Annotated in this window: 22 protein-coding genes; 12 read left to right on the forward strand and 10 right to left on the reverse strand. The window is 67.3% G+C overall.

Translation table 11 applies throughout. The annotated features are described in order from the left end of the window. Nucleotides 1-231: 231 nt before the first annotated feature. From AC1DT6_RS01755 to AC1DT6_RS01785, 7 genes are all read left to right on the forward strand, one after another. Nucleotides 232-852, forward strand: a complete 621-nt coding sequence (locus AC1DT6_RS01755; RefSeq protein ID WP_477114423.1) for a MotA/TolQ/ExbB proton channel family protein — start codon at nucleotides 232-234, stop codon at nucleotides 850-852. Between the two features lie 6 nt (nucleotides 853-858). Further along, nucleotides 859-1,287, forward strand: coding sequence for an ExbD/TolR family protein (locus tag AC1DT6_RS01760; protein WP_035860827.1), 429 nt, complete (start codon nucleotides 859-861; stop codon nucleotides 1,285-1,287). A gap of 178 nt (nucleotides 1,288-1,465) precedes the next feature. Then, nucleotides 1,466-2,575, forward strand: a complete 1,110-nt coding sequence (gene lpxK / locus AC1DT6_RS01765) for a tetraacyldisaccharide 4'-kinase (RefSeq protein ID WP_477103369.1) — start codon at nucleotides 1,466-1,468, stop codon at nucleotides 2,573-2,575. After that, the gene (locus tag AC1DT6_RS01770; protein ID WP_043344047.1) at nucleotides 2,556-2,744 is read left to right on the forward strand and encodes a Trm112 family protein; all 189 of its coding nucleotides are present in this window, start codon (nucleotides 2,556-2,558) and stop codon (nucleotides 2,742-2,744) included. Before lpxK ends, AC1DT6_RS01770 begins: the two co-directional genes overlap by 20 nt. Nucleotides 2,745-2,756: 12 nt before the next feature. Continuing rightward, nucleotides 2,757-3,566: a 3-deoxy-manno-octulosonate cytidylyltransferase gene (kdsB, locus tag AC1DT6_RS01775; RefSeq protein ID WP_035860822.1), complete on the forward strand. Its 810-nt coding sequence runs from the start codon at nucleotides 2,757-2,759 to the stop codon at nucleotides 3,564-3,566. Between the two features lie 358 nt (nucleotides 3,567-3,924). Continuing rightward, nucleotides 3,925-4,590: an adenylate kinase gene (adk, locus tag AC1DT6_RS01780; RefSeq protein WP_035860819.1), complete on the forward strand. Its 666-nt coding sequence runs from the start codon at nucleotides 3,925-3,927 to the stop codon at nucleotides 4,588-4,590. A gap of 188 nt (nucleotides 4,591-4,778) precedes the next feature. Continuing rightward, the gene (locus tag AC1DT6_RS01785) at nucleotides 4,779-5,537 is read left to right on the forward strand and encodes a 3-hydroxyacyl-CoA dehydrogenase (protein ID WP_441635092.1); all 759 of its coding nucleotides are present in this window, start codon (nucleotides 4,779-4,781) and stop codon (nucleotides 5,535-5,537) included. 6 nt (nucleotides 5,538-5,543) lie between these two features. Here the strand turns inward: AC1DT6_RS01785 and AC1DT6_RS01790 are convergent, their stop codons facing one another. After that, nucleotides 5,544-6,407 (reverse strand): MmyB family transcriptional regulator, encoded by an 864-nt coding sequence (locus AC1DT6_RS01790; RefSeq protein WP_477103370.1) that lies wholly within the window; start codon nucleotides 6,405-6,407, stop codon nucleotides 5,544-5,546. Nucleotides 6,408-6,610: 203 nt separating this feature from the next. Here AC1DT6_RS01790 and AC1DT6_RS01795 point away from each other — a divergent pair, with 203 nt between their 5' ends. Beyond that, nucleotides 6,611-7,369, forward strand: coding sequence for a class I SAM-dependent methyltransferase (locus AC1DT6_RS01795; protein WP_441637400.1), 759 nt, complete (start codon nucleotides 6,611-6,613; stop codon nucleotides 7,367-7,369). A gap of 19 nt (nucleotides 7,370-7,388) precedes the next feature. On the opposite strand, the gene AC1DT6_RS01800 is transcribed toward AC1DT6_RS01795, so the two are convergent. Further along, the gene (locus AC1DT6_RS01800; RefSeq protein WP_035860810.1) at nucleotides 7,389-8,294 is read right to left on the reverse strand and encodes a LysR family transcriptional regulator; all 906 of its coding nucleotides are present in this window, start codon (nucleotides 8,292-8,294) and stop codon (nucleotides 7,389-7,391) included. A 95-nt stretch (nucleotides 8,295-8,389) separates the two neighbouring features. On the opposite strand from AC1DT6_RS01800, the gene AC1DT6_RS01805 reads away from it, so the two are divergent. Next, nucleotides 8,390-9,412: a bile acid:sodium symporter family protein gene (locus AC1DT6_RS01805; protein WP_035860807.1), complete on the forward strand. Its 1,023-nt coding sequence runs from the start codon at nucleotides 8,390-8,392 to the stop codon at nucleotides 9,410-9,412. Nucleotides 9,413-9,485: 73 nt separating this feature from the next. Here AC1DT6_RS01805 and AC1DT6_RS01810 read toward each other — a convergent pair whose 3' ends face one another. Continuing rightward, a complete protein-coding gene (locus AC1DT6_RS01810) occupies nucleotides 9,486-10,985 on the reverse strand; it encodes an N-acetylmuramoyl-L-alanine amidase (protein WP_441637403.1) in 1,500 nt (499 codons plus the stop codon). After that, nucleotides 10,979-11,491 (reverse strand): tRNA (adenosine(37)-N6)-threonylcarbamoyltransferase complex ATPase subunit type 1 TsaE, encoded by a 513-nt coding sequence (gene tsaE, locus AC1DT6_RS01815; protein ID WP_441637405.1) that lies wholly within the window; start codon nucleotides 11,489-11,491, stop codon nucleotides 10,979-10,981. Before tsaE ends, AC1DT6_RS01810 begins: the two co-directional genes overlap by 7 nt. 16 nt (nucleotides 11,492-11,507) lie before the next feature. On the opposite strand from tsaE, the gene queG reads away from it, so the two are divergent. Beyond that, a complete protein-coding gene (gene queG, locus AC1DT6_RS01820) occupies nucleotides 11,508-12,731 on the forward strand; it encodes a tRNA epoxyqueuosine(34) reductase QueG (RefSeq protein WP_477103371.1) in 1,224 nt (407 codons plus the stop codon). Here queG and AC1DT6_RS01825 read toward each other — a convergent pair. Continuing rightward, nucleotides 12,724-13,617, reverse strand: coding sequence for an AEC family transporter (locus AC1DT6_RS01825; protein ID WP_441635249.1), 894 nt, complete (start codon nucleotides 13,615-13,617; stop codon nucleotides 12,724-12,726). The genes queG and AC1DT6_RS01825 overlap by 8 nt on opposite strands. Nucleotides 13,618-13,740: 123 nt before the next feature. On the opposite strand from AC1DT6_RS01825, the gene AC1DT6_RS01830 reads away from it, so the two are divergent. Next, a complete protein-coding gene (locus AC1DT6_RS01830) occupies nucleotides 13,741-14,367 on the forward strand; it encodes a chalcone isomerase family protein (RefSeq protein WP_477103372.1) in 627 nt (208 codons plus the stop codon). 140 nt (nucleotides 14,368-14,507) lie between these two features. Continuing rightward, entirely contained in the window at nucleotides 14,508-15,476 is a 969-nt protein-coding gene (locus AC1DT6_RS01835) for a tripartite tricarboxylate transporter substrate binding protein BugE (RefSeq protein ID WP_477103373.1), read from the forward strand. Between the two features lie 97 nt (nucleotides 15,477-15,573). On the opposite strand, the gene AC1DT6_RS01840 is transcribed toward AC1DT6_RS01835, so the two are convergent. The 5 genes from AC1DT6_RS01840 to AC1DT6_RS01860 form a co-directional block, all read right to left on the reverse strand. Further along, nucleotides 15,574-16,575, reverse strand: a complete 1,002-nt coding sequence (locus tag AC1DT6_RS01840; RefSeq protein ID WP_477103374.1) for a Bug family tripartite tricarboxylate transporter substrate binding protein — start codon at nucleotides 16,573-16,575, stop codon at nucleotides 15,574-15,576. A gap of 76 nt (nucleotides 16,576-16,651) precedes the next feature. Beyond that, the gene (locus AC1DT6_RS01845) at nucleotides 16,652-17,353 is read right to left on the reverse strand and encodes an AroM family protein (RefSeq protein ID WP_477103383.1); all 702 of its coding nucleotides are present in this window, start codon (nucleotides 17,351-17,353) and stop codon (nucleotides 16,652-16,654) included. Next, nucleotides 17,353-18,276, reverse strand: a complete 924-nt coding sequence (locus tag AC1DT6_RS01850) for a DUF1177 domain-containing protein (protein ID WP_477103375.1) — start codon at nucleotides 18,274-18,276, stop codon at nucleotides 17,353-17,355. The genes AC1DT6_RS01845 and AC1DT6_RS01850 overlap by 1 nt, the downstream gene beginning before the upstream one ends. A gap of 53 nt (nucleotides 18,277-18,329) precedes the next feature. Continuing rightward, complete coding sequence (gene pepE, locus AC1DT6_RS01855) at nucleotides 18,330-19,034, reverse strand: dipeptidase PepE (protein ID WP_477103376.1); 705 nt, start codon at nucleotides 19,032-19,034, stop codon at nucleotides 18,330-18,332. 22 nt (nucleotides 19,035-19,056) lie between these two features. Next, nucleotides 19,057-19,845: an IclR family transcriptional regulator gene (locus AC1DT6_RS01860; protein WP_477103377.1), complete on the reverse strand. Its 789-nt coding sequence runs from the start codon at nucleotides 19,843-19,845 to the stop codon at nucleotides 19,057-19,059. Nucleotides 19,846-19,977: the final 132 nt, after the last annotated feature.

The raw sequence follows: 19,977 nt of genomic DNA on the forward strand, positions 1-19,977 counted from the left end.
GCCCACTGTCCACAATTCATCCACAGCACTGTCCCTGTTCCATGTGGACATCCCGCCAGTCGACGCCCCGGGCACCACGGCGCGCGATGCGCTTCCGATACAACACGGTGCTGCGTCTTGCCGCGCCCGGTGCTGCGGGTTAGAGTGGCGCCTGATTTTTTCGAACACAGCCGGCACGCGAACCGTCGCGGCGGCTGGCATGAGAGACAGGCTGTCGAATCGGGGTCCCACGTGTTTTCTATCATTCAAGCGGCCGGCTGGCCGATCTGGCCCTTGTTGCTGGCTTCGGTCATCGCCCTCGCGCTGATCGTCGAACGTTTCCTTAGCCTCAAGCGCAGCAAGGTGCTGCCGCCCAAGCTGTACGACGAAGCCCTGTCGGTGGCACAGCAACGCCGTGCCACGCCGGAGGTGGTCAATACGCTGGAACAGAATTCCCCGCTGGGCCGCGTGCTGGCCGCCGGCCTGCGCCATGTGGTGCTGCAGCCGCATACCTCCCGCGATGCCGCCAAGGAAGTGGTGGAAGAGGCTGGCCGCGCGGTGGCGCACGAACTGGAGCGCTACCTGAACGCCCTCGGCACCATCGCCTCGGTGGCGCCGCTGATGGGCCTGCTGGGCACCGTGATCGGCATGATCGAGATCTTCGGCAGCCAGGGCGGATCTRGCGCCAGCCCCGAGCAACTGGCCCACGGCATCTCGGTGGCACTCTATAACACCGCATTCGGCCTGATCATCGCGATCCCGGCATTGATCTTCTGGCGCTACTTCCGCCGGCGCGTGGACGATTACGTGGCGGAACTGGAGTTCCGCGCCACCGCCTTCCTGGACGCCATCCTGCCGCAGCGCCGCGCCTGACCCGCCATGCAATTCCGATCCCGCCAGCGGCGCGAAGAACCGGAGATCAACCTCATCCCGTTGATCGACGTCCTGCTCGTGATCCTGATCTTCCTGATGATCACGACCACATACTCGCGCTATACCGAGTTGCAGATCCAGTTGCCGACCGCCGACGCCGAAAAGGCGCAACAGCGCCCCGGCGAGATCGTGGTGTCCGTGTCGGCCAAGGGTGTCTATTCGATCAACAAGCAGGTCATGGACCAGCAGGACGTGACCAGCCTGGCCCAGCGCCTGCGCGAGGTTGCCGGCCCGGCCGACGGCCAGCCGCCGGTGCTGATCGTCAATGCCGATGCGCAGGCCACGCACCAGTCCGTGATCAATGTCATGGAAGCCGCCCGCCTGGCCGGACTGCCCCGCCTGACCTTCGCCACGCAAAGCTCGCAGGCGCGCTGAACCGGCCCGACACCCAATATCCGATTCCCGCAAGCCGCGGCTTGCGGGGGGCGCAGCAAGGTGCCCATAATGGCTAGGTAGCATGCCGGTGCTGCCCGCCCGGGGCGCCGGTTCGCAGCGCGCTCGCTTCCCGCCCTTCACAACGCAACACTACCGCCCAGCCCAGCCAACCACGCCCATGTCCGCTCCCCGCCACGCCCTTGCCGACTTCGTGACCGCCCAATGGCAGCGCCGCGGCTGGTTCGCCTGGCTGATGCTGCCGCTGTCGTGGCTGTTCGGCCTGATCAGTGCCTGGCGGCGGCTGGCATATCGGCGCGGCTGGTACCGCTCGACGCGGCTGCCGATGCCGGTGATCGTTGTGGGCAATGTGACGGTGGGCGGTACCGGAAAGACGCCGGCGGTCATCGCGCTGGCTCATGCGCTGGCCGAGGCCGGCCTGCGCCCGGGCGTGGTTTCGCGTGGCTACGGCGTCACGCTCAAGCACCCGCGCCGGGTCAAGCCAACCTCGCAGGCCAAGGACGTGGGCGATGAGCCGCTGCTGATCGCTCGCGCCACCGACGTGCCGGTCTGGGTCTTCCCCGACCGCGCGCTGTGCGCGCAGACCATGCTGGTGTCGCATCCCGGCATCAACGTGCTGCTGCTCGACGATGGCCTGCAGCACTACAAGCTGCAACGCGATTTCGAGATCGTGATGTTCGATACGCGCATGGGCGGCAACGGCCTGCTGCTGCCGGCGGGCCCGCTGCGCGAATCGCTCTCGCGCCGGCGCGACGCCACCCTGATCAATGACCCCGACTTCCGCGCCAGCCCGGACAAACCGGATGTCTATGGCATGCGCCTGGTGCTCGACGACGCCTGGCAATTGGCCGACCCGTCCATGGCCAGGCCCTTGTCCGAGTTTGCCGGGCAGCGTGTGCTGGCCGCCGCCGGCATCGGCAACCCCGAACGCTTCTTCGCCAGCCTGCGGGCCGCCGGCCTGGCGCCCGACACCATGCCGCTGCCGGACCACTACGACTTCGCCGAAGACCCCTTCGCCGGCGATCCCGTCGCGCGCGCAGTCGACGCCATCCTGATCACCGAGAAGGATGCCGTAAAATGCGAGCGCCTCAGTGACCCGCTCGACCCGCGGATCTGGGTCGTCCCCACCACGCCCGTGATCGACGCGGGCCTGATCGACAAAATTCGCCGCGCCGTCGCCGCGCACGCCCAGGCCGCGCCCGCCGCGCAGGGTGCCGCGATCGCCGCCGGCCACACCAAGGAAACGCAAGATGGACAACCGGCTGCTTGAAATCCTGGTCTGCCCGCTGTGCAAGAGCAAGCTGGAACACGACCGCGCCGCCCAGGAACTGATCTGCCAGGTCGATAAACTGGCCTATCCGATCCGCGATGGCATTCCCATCATGCTCGCCGATGAAGCACGCCAGACCGTGCCCGGCAGGCTGGTCTCGCCGGAATAAGCGGGTCGCATCATGTCGCTGCCAGCTTTCACTGTCGTCATCCCCGCCCGCCTGGCCTCGACCCGGCTGCCCAACAAGCCGCTGGCCGATATCGGCGGCAAACCCATGATCGTGCGCGTGGCCGAGCGGGCTCATGCCTCTTCTGCGCAGCGCACGGTAGTCGCCACCGATGCGCCCGAAGTGGCGTCGGCCTGCGCGGCGCACGGCATCGAGGCTGTGCTTACGCGCGCCGACCATCCCTCGGGCACCGACCGCCTGGCCGAAGTGGCCACGCTGCTGGGCCTGGCGGATGACGCCATCGTGGTCAATGTCCAGGGTGACGAACCCTTGATCGAACCGGGCCTGATCGACGAGGTGGCGCTGCACCTGGCGCACCACGCCGATTGCGCCATCGCCACCGCCGCCCATCCGATCGGCGATATCGCCGACGTCTTCAACCCCAACGTGGTGAAGGTGGTGTGCGATGCCGGCGGCCGCGCGCTGTATTTCTCCCGCGCGCCGATCCCCTGGGCCCGCGATGCCTGGGCCGGCGTGCCCGCCGCGGCGGCTGCGACCGCGCAGGTGGCATTGCCCGCCATGCCGGTGCTGCGCCACATCGGCCTTTATGCCTACCGCGCGGGATTCCTGCGGCGCTTCCCAACGCTGGCGCTGTCGCCGGTGGAGCAGACGGAAGCGCTGGAGCAGTTGCGCGCGATGTGGCATGGCGAGCGGATCGGCGTGCTGGAGACGGCGGCCGCGCCTGCGCCGGGCGTCGATACGCAAGCCGACCTGGAACGCGTGCGCGCGCTGTGGGCGCAGGCCATGGCGCAAGAAGGACCTTGAGTGCACTTGGGGTGGCCGCCGGGCACCATGGCCATCCCGCAAGCCACAACATAAGTCATGACAGATGTCACCGCAGCGGCAAGCCGATTTCGCGCCGCCTCATGGCATAATGCTCGGCGATACAGAGCCGTCGGGCGCCCGGGCGCCCGGCCAAGGCTCGGTGGGGAGATGAAGAGTGAGCCCGTTCGGTACCCGCCCGCCGCCAGAGGCAGCGGCTAAAGCGTGCCGACCGTCAACAGACCAGACTCCGATCCGGGGCGCGCCGACCTGATGGCGCGGTAAGCCTCGCGTCAAGTTTCGGCGTTACCCTCCTTCCATTCCCCCTGCCATACCAGATTCAAAACTCTGAGGACCCGTAATGCGTTTGATCCTGTTGGGCGCACCTGGCGCCGGCAAAGGCACGCAAGCCCAGTTCATCTGCGAAAAGTTCGGCATCCCCCAAATCTCCACCGGCGACATGCTGCGCGCCGCGGTGAAGGCCGGCACGCCGCTAGGCGTGGAAGCCAAGAAGGTGATGGATGCGGGTGGACTGGTGTCGGACGACATCATCATCGGCTTGGTCAAGGACCGCCTGCAGGCGGCCGATTGCAAGGACGGCTATCTGTTCGACGGCTTCCCGCGCACCATTCCGCAGGCCGAAGCCATGAAGGAAGCGGGCGTGGCGATCGACTACGTGCTGGAAATCGACGTGCCGTTCGACGCCATCATCGAGCGCATGAGCGGGCGCCGCGCCCACGTGGCGTCGGGCCGTACTTATCACGTCAAGTACAACCCTCCCAAGACCGAAGGCCTGGACGATGTCACCGGCGAACCGCTGATCCAGCGCGACGACGACAAGGAAGAGACCGTCAAGAAGCGCCTCGATGTCTACTCCCAGCAGACCCGTCCGCTGGTGGACTACTACTCCAGGTGGGCCGCCGATGGCGATGCGTCGGCCAAGGTTTCGCCGCCACAGTACCGCAAGATCGCGGGCGTTGGCAGCGTGGAAGACATCACCGCGCGCGTGTTCGACGCACTGAAGTAATCTGCGCGCCGCAAGCGCTGCATGAAACAAAGAAAGCGACCTACGGGTCGCTTTCTTTGTTTCTGGGCAATGAGGGCCGGCCTTTGAGCGCGGATTGACGTTTACGTAAACGTTATGTCACCATCCCGTATCCGCAGCACCAGAAAATCAAAGAACCACACACTCAAGTTCAAGCGAGGAAGACAAGCATGGAAATCCGCGACAACGTATTTATCGTCACTGGTGGCGCCTCAGGGCTCGGCGAGGGCAGCGCCCGCATGCTGGCGGCCGCCGGCGGCAAGGTGGTGATCGCCGACCTCAACGAGGCCGCCGGCACCGCGCTGGCGGCCGAACTGGGCGGACGCTTCGTGCGCTGCGACGTCAGCAGCGAGGCCGACGGGCAAGCCGTCGTGGACGCCGCAACCGCGCTGGGCCGCCTGGCCGGCCTGGTCAATTGCGCCGGCATCGCCACCGCCAACAAGACTGTCGGCAAGAACGGCCCGCATCCGCTGGACGCCTTCGACAAGACCATCCGCGTCAACCTGATCGGCACCTTCAACATGATCCGGCTCGCTGCCGCGGCCATGGTGCGCAACACGCCCGACGCCGAAGGCGAGCGCGGCGTGATCATCAACACCGCCTCGGTGGCGGCGTTCGACGGCCAGATCGGCCAGGCCGCCTACGCCGCCTCCAAGGGCGGCGTGGTCGCCATGACCCTGGCCATTGCCCGCGATCTGTCGCGCGACGGCGTGCGCTGCATGACGATCGCACCGGGCATCTTCGAAACGCCGATGCTGCTGGGCATGCCGCAAGAGGTGCAGGACGCCCTTGGCAAAATGGTGCCGTTCCCGTCGCGTCTCGGCCGCCCGGCAGAGTACGCGAAGATGGTCGCCGCCATCATCGGCAACACCATGCTCAACGGCGAGGTGATCCGGCTCGACGGTGCCATCCGCATGCAGCCGAAGTAAGGCGCGTCAGCTTTCTTCCGCCAGCGCCCGCGCCGGCATCAGCATCACCAGCGTCAACCCCGGCGCGGCTGCCGGCACCAGCGTGAGCTGCTCGAAGTGCAGCAGCCCGCGCCGCGGATGGCGAAAGCCGCGGCGGCCGCCCTGGCGTTCTTCCACGTCCTGCGACAGCCAGTCCGTGCGGAACACCTGGCTCTCGGCAATCAATCCTTCCACCAGCGCCCGCGTCGGCGGGTCTTCGGCATGGCGGATGCTGTGCGCGCGGAATTCCGCCACCAGCCGCGCCGCCCGGTGCGGCCAGTCGTCCACCAGTGCCTGCAAGCCCGGTGACAGGAACATGCTGCGCAGCAGGTTGCGCTCGGCGCTGGCGGGATCGAGCCAGCCGACGAACAGGTCGGCCGCGGCGGCATTCCACGCCAGCGCGTTCCACTGCCGGTCCAGCAGATAGGCCGGTCCGGCGATGGCTTCCACGCTGGCCAGGACCGTGGCCGGGACGTGTTCGTCCTGCGCCTGCATCGGATCGCGCCGTCCGGCCAGCTCGAACAGATAGGCCCGCTCCGCGCGCGTCAGCCGCAGGGCGCTGGCCAGGCTGGCGAGCGCGCGCGCCGACAGCGCCACGGGCCTGCCCTGCTCCAGCCACGTGACCCAAGTAGCGCTGAGGCCCGACAGCTGCGCCAGTTCCTCGCGCCGCAAACCCGGCGTGCGGCGCCGGCGGCCCGGTGCCAGCCCGACTTGTTCCGGGGCCACGCGCTCGCGGTGCGCGCGCAGGAAGCTGCCCAGCACGGCCTCGCGCGTGAGTTCGCGTGCGCTGGCGGCATCGGGTGCGGCGGCGGACTGGCCGGACGATTCGGCTGTTGTGTCGTGATCGATCATGAGCGTGAGCGGACTGGGCGGAACGGGCAGGTAGCACCCCGCCAGGATGGAAACTGGTGCGTTTTATACCAGGATAAAAGCCTGACTTGTACCGGGAGAACAGCCTGCTACAGTACGTCGAACCCGTTAAGCGGGCAAGCACCGAATCCCTGCAAATCCCTTCACTAGAATTCACCAGCGGCCATCGCCGCCAGGAGAGCCTCATGCAACAACAAGAACTCGTTGCCGCCCAGTTCGGCGCCACCGCCAGCGCCTACCTCACCAGCGCGGTCCACGCCCAGGGCGCCGACCTGCAACAGCTTGCGCAGGAGCTGGCAAGCCTGCCGGCGGCGCGGGTGCTGGATCTGGGTTGCGGGGCCGGCCATGCGAGCTTCACGGCGGCGGGCGTTGCAGCCGAAGTGACGGCTTACGATCTGTCAGCCGAAATGCTGGCGGTGGTGGAAGGGGCAGCCCGCGACAAGGGCCTGGCCAATATCCGCACCCGCCAGGGCACGGCGGAATCGCTGCCCTTCGGCGATGCCAGCTTCGATGCGGTGATCTCGCGCATGAGCGCCCACCACTGGCGCAACGTGCCGGCAGCGCTGGCGGAGATGCATCGCGTGCTGAAGCCGGGCGGCAAGATCGTGCTGATCGACATTGCCGGCTCGGAAGACCCGCTGCTCGACACCTGGCTGCAATCGGTGGAACTGCTGCGCGATCCTTCCCATATCCGCGACTACACCGGGCCCGCCTGGCAAGCCATGCTGGAGGCCGCAGGCTTCAGCGCCAGCGTGTCCCCGGTCTGGCGCATCGAGCTTGAGTTCGCCACCTGGGTGCAGCGCATGCGCACGCCGTCCGTGGCGGTGGCCGCGATCCAGCATCTGTGGCAACTGGCGCCGGCGGAAGTACGCGACCACTACCTGGTCAAGCAGGATGGCAGCTTTGCGCTGGAAGCGGTGATGCTGACGGCCTCGCGCAGCTAAGCCTGCCGGCCGCCGATGGCTACGGCATGGCTGGCTCGGCCGGCAGCGGCAGGCTCCGCACCATCTGCCAGACGGCCGCCGCCGATGGCGACAGGGAGCGGTCTTCCCGGCACACCATGACGATGCGGCGTTCCTCGCGCGGCGTCAGCGGCCGCCAGACCAGCGGCGACGCGGCGGGCAGCGGGAGCGAGAACGAGGGCAGCACCGAGGCGCCGATGCCGGCCTCGACCATGCCGAACACGCTGGCCGAATGCCCCAGTTCCTGCACCACGTTGGGCGATATGCCGTGACTGGCGAAGATCCGGTCGATCAGGGGCCGGCTGCCCGAGGCGAAATCGAGCAGCACCAGCGGCATGCCATCGAGCGCCGACCACGGCACGGAATCGGCGTCCGCCAACGGGTGATCGCGCCGGCACACAAAGCAGAACGGATCGGTGGCCAGCGGCGCGATGGTCAGCCCTTCGGGCGCCTGCGGATCGATCAACACGCCGAAATCCACCGCCCCCGCCCGGATCTGCTCCAGGCCGTCGGCCTGCACGTTATCGCGAATGCTGAGGCGGATATCCGGATACTGGCGCGCGCAGGCCGATACATAGAGCGGCATCAGGCGGGCCGAAATCGTGGGCGCACTGGCAATCACGACGCGACCGCGATAGCGCTCGCCAAGTTGCCGCGTTTCTTCCAGCGTGTCGTCCAGCTGGCCAAGCAGGCGTTCGATCGCGGGCGCCAGCGCCTGCCCCGCATCGGTCACCACCACCTCCCGCGTGGTGCGGTCGAGCAACCGTACCCCAAGTGCTTCCTCAAGCTCCGCCACGCCGCGGCTGACCGCGGGCTGGGTCAGGCCGACGGCATCCGCGGCACGGCTGAAACTGCCATGCCCGACCACGGCAAGAAAGACGCGCAACTGGCGCAGGGTGTAATTCATGCGTCTATGAGATGAATGGATACGATAAATGAATTTGCATTCTAGGCTTCGCTAGCGTCCAATACTAGGCGAAACCCTAATCCAACCTTGCAGTCATGTCCGCCATCCTCTCACCCTTCAAGAAAATCTACGACCTGATCGACGGATTCGTATTGATCATGCTCACCGCCATCGGCATCGCGCTGCTGGCACCGGAACTCGGCACCGGCGACGGCCCGCTGCACCTTGGCATGGTGACCAACCTGGGCGTGGCCCTGGTCTTCTTCCTGCACGGCGCCGCCCTCTCGCGCGACAAGCTGGTGGCGGGCGCGCGCCACTGGCGCCTGCATGCCTTCGTGCAGAGCTTCACCTATATCGTCTTCCCGGTGGTCGGGCTGGCGCTGATGTTCGGCCTGCGCAACGCACTGCCCGCCGAACTGCTGCTGGGCGTGTTCTACCTGTGCGCGCTGCCGTCGACTGTTTCCTCCTCGGTGGCGATGACCTCGATGGCGCGCGGCAACGTGCCTGGTGCAATCTTCAATGCCACCATCTCCGGCCTGATCGGCATGGCCGTCACGCCACTGCTGATGGGCCTGGTGATCAGCGCCAGCGGTGCCTCGATGCCGCTGGGCAAGGCGCTGACCGGCGTGGCGCTGCAACTGCTGCTGCCGTTCGCGCTGGGCCAGCTGGCCCGCCCGCTGATCGGCAGCTGGCTTGCCAAGAAGAAGCAGATCACCAGCAAGATCGACCGCGGCGTGATCGTGCTGATCGTCTATTCCTCGTTCTGCGACGCCACGGCCGCCGGCCTGTGGCACAAATACAGCTGGGAAACCATCGGTGCCGTGATGGCGCTCGCCGCCGTGCTGCTGGTGGTGATCCTGGCCACCACCACCTTCACCGCACGCCGCCTCGGATTCTCGGTGGAAGACGAGATCACCGCGGTGTTCTGCGGCTCCAAGAAGAGCCTGGCCAACGGCATCCCGATGGCCAAGATCCTGTTCGCCGGCCACCCGGCGCTGGGCCTGCTGGTGCTGCCGCTGATGGTCTATCACCAGTTGCAGCTGATCGTATGCTCGGTGATCGCCTCGCGCTACGCCAGCCGCGACGCGCTGCCCGAAGGCGCTGCCGCCCGCGCCTGAGTTTCACCGCGTAGCATGGCAAACGGCCGGCATGATTGCCGGCCGTTTTGTTTCTTGCCCCGCCCTTTACCCATTACACCGACGGATTCTTCGACAGCGGCGGATTGCGCGCGAAATAATTGCGGATGCCGCGCAGGATGGCATTGGCCAGTTGCTCCTGATGACTCTCGTCGTTGAGCTTGCGCTCTTCCTCCGGATTGCTGATGAACGCCGTCTCGACCAGGATCGAGGGAATATCCGGCGCCTTCAGCACGGCAAAGCCCGCCTGCTCCACGCTGCCCTTGTGCAGCCGGTTGATGCCGCCGATCTCCGCCAGCACGGCCTTGCCCACCTGCAGGCTGTCGTTGATCTGCGCGGTGGTGGACAGGTCCAGCAGCACGCGCGCCACCTGGGCATCCTTGTTGCCCATGTTGGCGCCGCCGATCAGGTCGGAGGCGTTTTCCTTGTTGGCCATCCAGCGCGCGGCGCTGCTCGATGCGCCGCGCTCGGACAGCGCGAACACCGAGGCGCCCTTGGCTTCCGGCGACAGGAACGCATCGGCATGGATCGACACGAACAGGTCGGCCTGCACCCGGCGCGCCTTCTGCACGCGCACATTGAGCGGCACGAAGAAGTCCGCGTCGCGCGTCATCATGGCGCGCATATTGGGCTGCGCATCGATCTTGGCGCGCAGGCGGTGCGCGATCTGCAGCACCACGTCTTTCTCGCGCGAGCCGGACGCGCCGGTGGCGCCGGGATCCTCGCCGCCATGGCCGGGATCGATCGCCACCGTCAGCAGGCGGCGCATCTTGAAGGGGCGGTCCGCCGGCGGGTTGTTGGCCGGCAGGGACGGAGGCGGATTGTTCTGCGCCAGCGGCGGGATGGATGGCGCAACCGACGGTGCCGGCGGCTTGGGCCGGGTGGCGGCCATCGGCGGCAAGGCGGGCACCGGGTTGCCGCCCTTGTCGTCGAACTTGCGCACCAGCGCGCCGATAACGTCCTCCTCGCTAGTGGCGGGCGCGCCGGACACGCCGTCCGCGCCGGCCGGCGGCTGCGTGGCGGCAAAGCGGCGCTGCTTGTCCTCGGTATCGCGCACCAGCTTCCACAGGGGGTCGGGCGGGTTGACCGGATACAGGTCGAACACGAGGCGGTTGCGGTAGCTGCCGATCGGCGCCAGCGTAAACACCTGCGGCGAGACGTCTTCCTTCAGGTCGAATACCAGCCGCACCACGCGCGGGCGGTTCTGTCCCACGCGCACGGTCTGGATATAGGGGTCGTTGGAGGTGATCTTGGCCACCAGCTCGCGCAGGGTCGGCGACAAATCCAGGCCATCGATGTCCACCACCAGGCGGTCGGGGCCGTGGACCATCTGGTGGACGGCGGCCAGCGGCGCATCGGATTCGATGGTGACGCGGGTGTATTCCTCGGCGGGCCAGACCCGCACCGCGACAATGCCGGCGCCAAAGGCGATCTGCGGTCCGGCCAGTGTCAGCACCACGGTGCCGGCACTCGCCTTGAGGCACTGCGCCAGCCATTTACGGCGGGCCAGCTGGATATCGTCGGGGCGGTCGGTGGCGATTCGCTTGATCAGCATGCGCAAAGCAGGGTAAGTCCAGTCTGAGTATAGGCACTAAGCGTAACGATACGGCGTTCGGCCGCGTCGTCGGCGTCGCTTGTGTCCGATTGGAGCAACAGGTGCAGGTCCGGTTCCCCAAGCAGGCGGCCGGCCTTCTCCGGCCATTCCACCAGGTTAACGGCCGGTTCGGCAAAACAATCGCGAAAACCGGCATCGGCCCATTCCTCCGGATCGGCGAAACGGTACAGGTCGAAGTGATAGGCGGTCAGCGGCGAGCCATCCGCGCGCGTGACCGAGTAGGGCTCGCACAGCGTGTAGGTAGGGCTGCGCACCTTGCCGGCATGGCCGAGCGCGCGCAGGATGGCGCGCGACAGCGTGGTCTTGCCGGCGCCGAGGTCGCCCGAGAGCTGCAGGTGCACGGTCTGCGGCGGCAGCTTGCGCACGGCATCGGCCAGCGCCGCGCCCAGCCGGGCGGTGGCCGCTTCGTCGGGCAGGTTGAGTGTGCGTTGTTGGAGCAGGGGCATTGCGTACAATTCGGGAATGATCGACCGAGCAACCCTGGCGCCAGCCGCCTCGCCCCCTCCTGCCAGCGACTCCGACCCTAGGGGCGAGCCTGGCACCGGGCCGTCCCTTGCACGTCCGGGCACGGACGCCGCGGGGCTGGCGGACCTGGCGCGCTCGATCCGGACCTGGGGCGCGGAGCTTGGCTTCGACGCGGTCAGCATCGCCGAAGTGGATCTCAGCCGGGCTGAGGCAGGATTGATGGCGTGGCTGGCGCAGGGCTACCACGGCGACATGGATTATATGGCGAACCATGGCCTGCGGCGCGCCCGGCCCGCCGAACTGGTGCCCGGCACGGTACGTGCCATCGTGGCGCGCATGCCTTATCTGCCGGCCGCGGGCCCCGACGACTGGCGCGCACACGAACTCGCCCGGCTCGATGACCCCGCCACCGCCGTGATCTCGCTCTATGCGCGGGGCCGCGACTATCACAAGGTGCTGCGCAACCGCCTGCAGCAGCTCGCCAGCCGCATCGAGGCCGCCATCGGACCGTTCGGCTATCGCGTGTTCACCGATTCGGCGCCGGTCATGGAGGTGGCGCTGGCCGCCCAGGGCGGGCTGGGCTGGCGCGGCAAGCACACGCTGCTGCTCGACCGCGACGGCGGCTCGATGTTCTTCCTCGGCGAGATCCTGGTCGATGTGCCCTTCCCGGCCGACGCGCCGGAGCCTGGCCACTGCGGCAATTGCCGCCGCTGCATCGATATCTGCCCGACCCAGGCCATCCTGGAGCCTTACCGGATCGACGCGCGCCGCTGCATCTCCTACCTGACCATCGAGCACAAGGGCGCCATCCCCGAGACGCTGCGCGCGCCGATGGGCAACCGCGTGTATGGCTGCGACGACTGCCAGCTGGCCTGCCCCTGGAACAAGTTCGCCCACCGCGCCACGCTGCCCGACTTTGACGTGCGCAATGGCTTCGACGCGCCCGACATGGCCGAGCTGTTCGGCTGGACCGAGGCGGAATTCAACCAGCGGCTGGAAGGCAGCCCGATCCGCCGCATCGGCCACGAACGCTGGCTACGCAACCTGGCGGTGGGGCTGGGCAACAGCCTGCGCGCGGCAAGTGCCAGCGGCGACGCGGCGCTGGCCGCCCGCATACGCGCCGCGCTGGCGGCGCGCCAGCCCGAGGCCAGCCCGCTGGTGCGCGAGCATATCGACTGGGCGCTGGCGCAGGATCGCGCCGCCGAGGCCCGCGCTAGCTGACCAGGGACAGCCAGAACGGCGTGGTCACGATGGCCAGCACGGTCATGACGGAAATCGTCGCCGCCACCATCGGCCCGTTGCCGCCCATGCGCACGGCCAGGATATAAGCGCTCGACGCGGTCGGCAGCGAGGCGAATAGCACCACGATCTGCGACTGCAACCCGGTCAGCGGCAACATCCGCCCCACCGCCCAGGCAAAGCAAGGCATGGCCAGCAGCTTGACTCCGCTCCACCACGCCACCGGCCCCATCGCGCCCGTGGCGCCGCTCATTTGCAGGCCGGCCCCTACCGTCATCAGCCCCAGCGCGGTCGATGCGGAGCCGAGCCGGTTCAGCGTCATTGCCACCACGTCCGGCGGGTGCAGGCCGATCAGGTTGGTCAGCAGGCCGCCAGCGGTGGCCAGGATCAGCGGGTTGCGCGCCAGTTCGCGCCACAGCCGGGTTTCGCCGTGGCGGGCCAGCGCCCAGACCGCGGCCACATTGCACAGCGGCACCGTGCAGCCCACGATCACCGCCATCATGGCCAGCCCCTCGCTGCCGCCCAGGCGCGCGGCCAACGCCAGCCCGATATACGAATTGAAGCGGAATGCGGTCTGCAGCCCGGAGGCGAAATCCAGCGGTTCGGGCCGCAGCACCCATTTGACGGCATAGCCGCCCACCATGCCGAATGCCGTGGTCAGCAGCGCCAGGCCGAGCATGGCGGAGGTGGAGGAGAAATCGAACTTGGCGCTGTTGGTGGACTGCAGCAGCAGCGCGGGGAACAGCACGAAGTACACCAGGCGCTCCACGCCCGACCAGAAGGCCCGATCGAACGCGGTGTAGCGCACCAGCAGCCAGCCTATCAGGATCAGGCTGAAATCAGGCACCAGCAGGAGAGCAGAAGACATCGTCTCGTTTTATTTATTGTGATGGCCGCCGCGTCACGCCAAGTGCAGACTAGGGCAGATACCAATTGGTATTGTTTCAGAAATCGACGAATATGGCACGTTCCGTCGTACCGTCCAGCTTCCATGTTTTCCCGTCGTACCCCGTCCGTGCGTGCATCGCTGCGCCGCCGCGCCAGCCAGCTGGCGCTCACCCTCTGCGTGGGCTCGGCCCTGGCCATGCCGCCGGGGCACGCGCGCGCCAACGTTGTCGAGGGGATGCGCATCGACGATGCGATCCGGGTCGGCGGCAAGGAACTGCAGCTCAATGGCACCGGGCTGCGCTCGGCGTTCATTCTCAAGGGCTATGTGGCCGCGCTTTACCTGCCGGAAAAGGCGCGCAACGCCACCGTGGTGCTGGGCGGCCACGGTCCCAAGCGCCTGCAGATCCGGCCGCTGCGCGAAGTCGCACCCGATACCTTTATCAAGGCGCTGAACGACGGGCTTCGCGAAAACCACAGCGAGCTCCAGCTGCAGCGGCTATCCGACCGCATGCTCCAGCTCAGGCAGACCATGGAGCAGATGGGCACGGCCCGCAAGGGCGACGTGATCAATTTCGACTTCTCGCCCGATGGCGGCACCATGGTCGCCATCAACGGCACGCCGCGCGGCAAGCCGATCCCGGGCGAGGATTTCTACCAGGCGGTGCTGCGCGTTTTCCTTGGCGACCATCCGGTCGACCGGGAACTCAAGCGCGGACTCCTGGGCGGTTGACCGCCAAGGGCGGCCACTAAGCCCGCCCGCCAGAACTCACGCCGCCGGCCTCGCCGCTCCGCCACCGCGGATGCCTGGCCGGCGTTCTTTACCTAGGGCGGGATATCCCCGCCCGGTCTTTTGACGGGAGACACGATCTCATGCAATCCAGCAAAATCGCACTGGCCCTGGGCCTGGCAGCCGCCGCCACCCTGGCGCAGGCACAAAGCTTCCCGAGCAAGCCGATCCGGCTGATTATCCCGTTCGCGCCCGGCGGCACCACGGATATCGTGGGCCGTGGCGCGGCCGACCAGATGAGCCGCATCCTGGGCCAGCCCGTGGTGGTGGAAAACCGCGCCGGCGGCGGCGGCTCGATCGGCGCCGACGCCATCGCCAAGGCCGCGCCCGACGGCTACACCATCGGCATCTCCACCGTGTCCACCATGGCGGTCAACCCGGCTTGCAATCCCAAGCTGTCGTATGACCCGATCAAGGACTTCAAGCCCATCACCAACCTGGCCAACGTAGCCAACGTGATCGCGGTCAACCCGAATTTCCCGGCCAAGGACTACAAGGAGTTCCTGGCTGCGCTGAAGGCCAATCCGGGCAAGTATTCGTACGCCACATCCGGCACCTGCGCCTTCGGCCACATGCTGGGCGAGCAGTTCAAGGTCTCGACCAAGACCTTCATGGTCCATATCCCCTACCGCGGCGCGGGCCCGGCACTGAACGACGTGCTGGCCGGCCAGGTACCCATCATGGTCGACAACCTGCCCTCCTCGATGCCCTACATCAAGGCCGGCAAGCTGCGCCCGATCGTGGTGGCATGGAACAAGCGGATCGACGCGCTGCCGAACGTGCCGACCTTCGGCGAACTGGGCCTGAAGGAGCCGAACGACCCGGCCTGGTACGGGCTGGTGGCCCCGGCCGGCACGCCTGACGACGTCATCAAGAAGCTCAATGAAGCCGCCGTCAAGGCACTGCAGGACAAGGACTTCCAGCAGCGCCTGCGCGCCGCCGGCGCCGAACCCTCGGGCAACACCCCGGCGGAGCACGCGGCCGAGATCAAGAAGGAATTCGAAAAGATGAAACACCTGGTCAAGGTGCAGAACATCAAGCTGGAGCAGTGATACCGCGCCTGCCGGCATGAACGCCAGGCTTCAGCGCATCGTTGGCCCCCGATACGGGGGCCTTTTTATTTGGCGGGCATTTGCGCCCCGGTGCCGCTTATTCGAGCGTGACGTTGGCGGACTTGATCACCCCCGCCCACATCTTGCGGTCCTGCGCCAGGAAGCTGGCGAAGTGCTCAGGCGTATCGCCCACCGGTTCGGAGCCGAACTCCGCCAGTTTCTTCTTCACCTCCGGCCGCGCCAGCGCTTTCACCAGTTCCTTGTTGAAGCGCTCCACAACCGGCTTTGGCAGGTCCCTGGGGCCGAAAATGCCCTGCCAAGTGGGCATGTCGAAGCCCTTGAGCCCGCTTTCCGCCAGCGTCGGCACGCCGGGCAGCAACGCGGAGCGCGTGCTGCCGGTGACGGCCAGCGCCTTGACCTTGCCAGCCTGGACCAGGCTGGCTGCCGTGGTGATATTGTCCACGGTCATGGCGATATGCCCGCCCATCAGGTCGGTGATGACCGGGGTGGCGCCCTTGTACGGCGCATGGACCATGTCGATCCCGAGCCGGTGCAGCATGGTCTCGGCGATCAGGTGATTGGAGGTGCCGACGCCCGACGTGCCGAAGGTGGCCGACGGGGTCCGCTTCACGTAGGTGACGAAGTCGGCCATGTTCCGCACCGGCAAGGTGGGGGCGACGATCACCACATTGGGTTGCGTGGCGAGCATCACGATGGGCGTGAAATCCTCCACCTTGTAGGGCGTTCCCTTGGGATTGAGCAGATGGCTCACGGCCATCGCGCCGGCGGCACCCATGCCGATGGTGTAGCCATCCGCCGGGGACTTCGCAACCTTGTCGGCGGCGATATTGCCACCGGCGCCGGGCACGTTCTCCACCACCACGGGAACCCCCAGGCTGTCCGACAGCGGCGCCTGCACCAGCCGCGCCAGCAGGTCCGCCGAGCCGCCCGGCGCAAAACCGACCAGCAGCCGTACCGGCCTTGCTGGCTTCCACTCCTGCGCCTGCGCAACCGATACCGTCGATACCGCGGCCATGCCTACGCCCACCGTCAGCAAGCCGCGTAGCAGCGGCCGCATGCGTTTCACCAGCTTTTCCATCTTGAGTCGCGCTCCAGCTATGTCATGGGCAATGGGTAACAGGTCTGCCGGGTTGCCCGCACCCCGGTTAGTCGGCTTATGCCCGCGCGGCATCAGTGCGATCGAGCACCTGCGCCAGCACGGTGGCCACCATGCGGTTCGACAGCAATACCGGTGCCTGCGCATGCCGCGCCACCTCAAGGCGCATCGCCTCGGTGAAGCCCATGCAATGCATGACGATCAGGTCGCAGCCGCGCAGGGCTTCGCCGGCCTGCGCGAAGCGTCCGCTCATGGCATCGAGATAGGGCGAGGCGTGGGTCACGCGCAGCTCGCAAGGCACCGGCTGGATCAGGTGAAAGTCCTTCACCTGCGCTTCCAGCGGCAGCACGATGCCAAGACGCTTGCAACCTGATGCAAGCGCCACGGTGAGGTGATCCACCACCTGCTGGGGCTCCACCACCAGCGTGTTCAGCGGCGGCAGCGCCGTGCCGGTGCATAGCGGCACCAGCACATCGAAGCGGCCGTCGTCCAGCGATTGCAGCAGCCGCGCGAGGCGCGCTTGCGCAACGGGCTTGCCGACCACCGCCTGGCTGCCGTCGCGCATGCGGGTGGCAAAGCGATACTCGCCGGCGCCCGGCGCCATTGCCGCGATGCCGGCGGCGTCCAGCGCGTCGAGAATGCCGAACTCCTCCGCCACCACCGGCATGCGAAGGTCGGCCATCATCTGCGGCACCACATCCACACGCGGCGACTGCCCGATGGTGACGAATCCCACGCGCGGTTCACGGCGGGCCGGCATCATGCTTCACGCCCCACCGTTTGCAGATGCGCCAGCGAGCCGTAGCGGCGCAGCAATTCGGCCCACTCGGCTTCATCGTAGAAGGCGCAGTTGCCAGGGCCGAACAGTTTGGCCACTTCAATGCAGAAGCGCGTGGCCACGTCGAGGTCGAAGGCGTTGGTCACGCCGGTGGCGCAGCCCGGCACCGTGGTCTGCGCGGTCAGCGCCACGCCGATCACGGGCGCGGTGGTGACGATGCCCGGCTGCATGATGGAGTTGACGTGCCAGAGGCCGTTTTCATATGGCGTGATGTCCTGCGTGGTCAGCGGCAGCACGGCCGGCAGTTCGCCGCTGACCCAGCCCATCACGTCCAGCATGCGCTCGGGCAGGCGCAGCAGCCAGCCCTCCTTGGCCACCGGCGTGAGCGCCACGCCGCGGCGGTTGACGAAGCGGTTGCCCCGCGTGGTGTCCACCGACAGGATGGCGGCCATCCCGGCATGCACCTCATGCGACATCATCCTGCGCATTGCGAAAGGCGATTTCATCATCGGCACCGGATGGTGCGGCCGCGTGGCCGCGTGCGGGCAGATATGGGTGTGAATCCGCACCGGCCCGGCCAGCACGTCGCCGGTGGCAGCCATGTCGGCCAGCTTGAGCGCGGCGGCAATCGCAACGATGGCGCCATCCGCATCCGAAACCAGCCCGGTCACGGCCGGGCGCGCACCCACGCCCCCGAGCCGCCCGACCAGGCCAAGCGCCGGCAAGCCGGGGTCCCGGCCTGGCAGCGTGCAGGCGAGGAAATCCGTGTACAGCCCGCCCTCTTCCACGCGCGTGACAGTGACATCGGCCACGCCGCGCGCACGCAGCAGCGCGGCGACCGTCTCGCCGTCGACCGTTGCCGCCGAGAGCAACTCGATCGACTCAATAACCTGCTTCATCGACATCCTGCCTGACCTCCCGCGACTCGCGCGCTCATTTCCAATTGGCCCTGCCCTGCTTACTCTGGAAGCACCAGTGCGCCCGGCGCAACGTCCCAGGTGGACGGCCCCTTGAACCAGCGCGCCTGGTGCGGCCCGCCCATGTCGAACCGCTCGCCGGAAACGCGCAGCCAGTTGCCCTCCGGCAAACCCAGTACGGGCATATGCGGCGCCAGCGTGGTGAACTCCGCCAGGCGCTGGTCGCGCGTTTCCCCGCGGAAACCAGGCACGGTGAGATTGAAGTAGTGCGGATTGATCTGGAACTGCACCAGCCCGAGCGCGTCGAAGCCGCCCGGATAGACCACCGGCATGTCGTTGGTGGTGCAAATGCTCGGGCAAGCCAGATTGGATCCCGCGCTCCAGCCCAGATAGCGGGCGTGCCCGGCGGCAACGCGCGCGGAGATCGCGGCGAGCAGTCCGCGCTCGCGCAGGCATTGCAGCAGGCGGAAGGTATTGCCACCGCCGACCACGATCAGCTCGGCCGTGTCGATGGCGGCAATGGCGGCCCCTGCATCGGCCGCGCGATGCAGCGAGTGCGTGGCCAGGCCCAGCGGCGACAGTGCATCGCGCACGAGGGCTTCGTAGTCGTCCCATTCGCGCGTCACGCCCGCGAAAGGAATGAAGCATGCCTGCCGGCGTCCGCCAGCCAGTTCGGCGATCGCGTCGTGTGCATGGACGAGGTAGCCCTCGTCGCTGCTTGAATTGCTCAGTAACAGTAATTCCATGGGAGTGTGGGGATCTTCTGCGTTATTCATCCGCGAGTGCCGGCGGGTCGCGCCACAGCGGGTCGCCAATGCGCTGGCCGAGGGCAGCTACCGCCTCCACCAGCGCGTCGCGCAATGCCTGCGCCTGCGCCTGGCCGACCTGCATGGCGGTAAAGGACAAGCACAGGCCGCGCAGGTCGCCCGACGCCGGATCGGCAATCGTGGTGGCAACCGCGCCGATGCCCGGCATGCCTTCGTTGATGGCGATCGCGCTGCGCTCCGCGCGCGCGGCCGCCACGCGCTCACGCAATTCCCCCACCGTCGCGGGGCAACCGGCCGGGGCATCCGGCAGCTTCTTGCCGGCCAACTTGCCGTAGCGCTCGCTGAACGCCTCGCCGGACAGGCGCGACAGCAGCACGCGCCCCATCGCCGTGGTGAAGGCGGACCGGCGCGTACCGGGCGGGGACAGCACCTGGACGGGATTGCTGCCGTTCAGGCGCTGCAGCACCACGGTGTCGGTGCCGTCGAGCATGGAAAGGTAGGCGGTAAAACCGGTGGATTCCGAGAGCGCCGCCAGCAGGTCACGGCATTGCTCGTCGAAGGGATGTGCCTGGGTGGCCGCTTGCGCCGCGCGGATCAGCAGTACGCCAGGGCGATAGCGCCGCGTGGCTGGATGCATCTCCAGCAGGCGGTATTTCACCATTTGGGCGAGCAGGCGCGACGCGGAACTCTTGGCCAGGCCGAGTTCGTCGGTGATGTCGTTAAAGACAATCTCGTGCCGGCCCTGTTCGAACAGGCCCAGCACGCTTTCGACGCCTTCAAGAATGCTCATGCGGGATCTTTCCCTTCGGGCCGCACCCGTCACCCGGCGGTGCGGCCGGCTAGAATTTCTGGTTCCGTTTTTTGGAACCTTGGTTCCGTTAAATGGTTGTTCGGAAAAATTCTAGCTGTATTGAAGGAAAGA

Source organism: Cupriavidus sp. 01L45 (genome assembly GCF_056399885.1).

Excerpts from the sequence above, each read along its gene's own strand:
- AC1DT6_RS01760 (WP_035860827.1), top strand. The coding sequence starts at position 859 with ATGCAATTCCGATCCCGCCAGCGGCGCGAAGAACCGGAGATCAACCTC.
- lpxK (WP_477103369.1), top strand. The coding sequence starts at position 1,466 with ATGTCCGCTCCCCGCCACGCCCTTGCCGACTTCGTGACCGCCCAATGG.
- AC1DT6_RS01770 (WP_043344047.1), top strand. The coding sequence starts at position 2,556 with ATGGACAACCGGCTGCTTGAAATCCTGGTCTGCCCGCTGTGCAAGAGC.
- kdsB (WP_035860822.1), top strand. The coding sequence starts at position 2,757 with ATGTCGCTGCCAGCTTTCACTGTCGTCATCCCCGCCCGCCTGGCCTCG.
- adk (WP_035860819.1), top strand. The coding sequence starts at position 3,925 with ATGCGTTTGATCCTGTTGGGCGCACCTGGCGCCGGCAAAGGCACGCAA.
- AC1DT6_RS01785 (WP_441635092.1), top strand. The coding sequence starts at position 4,779 with ATGGAAATCCGCGACAACGTATTTATCGTCACTGGTGGCGCCTCAGGG.
- AC1DT6_RS01790 (WP_477103370.1), bottom strand. The coding sequence starts at position 6,407 with ATGATCGATCACGACACAACAGCCGAATCGTCCGGCCAGTCCGCCGCC.
- AC1DT6_RS01795 (WP_441637400.1), top strand. The coding sequence starts at position 6,611 with ATGCAACAACAAGAACTCGTTGCCGCCCAGTTCGGCGCCACCGCCAGC.
- AC1DT6_RS01800 (WP_035860810.1), bottom strand. The coding sequence starts at position 8,294 with ATGAATTACACCCTGCGCCAGTTGCGCGTCTTTCTTGCCGTGGTCGGG.
- AC1DT6_RS01805 (WP_035860807.1), top strand. The coding sequence starts at position 8,390 with ATGTCCGCCATCCTCTCACCCTTCAAGAAAATCTACGACCTGATCGAC.
- AC1DT6_RS01810 (WP_441637403.1), bottom strand. The coding sequence starts at position 10,985 with ATGCTGATCAAGCGAATCGCCACCGACCGCCCCGACGATATCCAGCTG.
- tsaE (WP_441637405.1), bottom strand. The coding sequence starts at position 11,491 with ATGCCCCTGCTCCAACAACGCACACTCAACCTGCCCGACGAAGCGGCC.
- queG (WP_477103371.1), top strand. The coding sequence starts at position 11,508 with ATGATCGACCGAGCAACCCTGGCGCCAGCCGCCTCGCCCCCTCCTGCC.
- AC1DT6_RS01825 (WP_441635249.1), bottom strand. The coding sequence starts at position 13,617 with ATGTCTTCTGCTCTCCTGCTGGTGCCTGATTTCAGCCTGATCCTGATA.
- AC1DT6_RS01830 (WP_477103372.1), top strand. The coding sequence starts at position 13,741 with ATGTTTTCCCGTCGTACCCCGTCCGTGCGTGCATCGCTGCGCCGCCGC.
- AC1DT6_RS01835 (WP_477103373.1), top strand. The coding sequence starts at position 14,508 with ATGCAATCCAGCAAAATCGCACTGGCCCTGGGCCTGGCAGCCGCCGCC.
- AC1DT6_RS01840 (WP_477103374.1), bottom strand. The coding sequence starts at position 16,575 with ATGGAAAAGCTGGTGAAACGCATGCGGCCGCTGCTACGCGGCTTGCTG.
- AC1DT6_RS01845 (WP_477103383.1), bottom strand. The coding sequence starts at position 17,353 with ATGCCGGCCCGCCGTGAACCGCGCGTGGGATTCGTCACCATCGGGCAG.
- AC1DT6_RS01850 (WP_477103375.1), bottom strand. The coding sequence starts at position 18,276 with ATGTCGATGAAGCAGGTTATTGAGTCGATCGAGTTGCTCTCGGCGGCA.
- pepE (WP_477103376.1), bottom strand. The coding sequence starts at position 19,034 with ATGGAATTACTGTTACTGAGCAATTCAAGCAGCGACGAGGGCTACCTC.
- AC1DT6_RS01860 (WP_477103377.1), bottom strand. The coding sequence starts at position 19,845 with ATGAGCATTCTTGAAGGCGTCGAAAGCGTGCTGGGCCTGTTCGAACAG.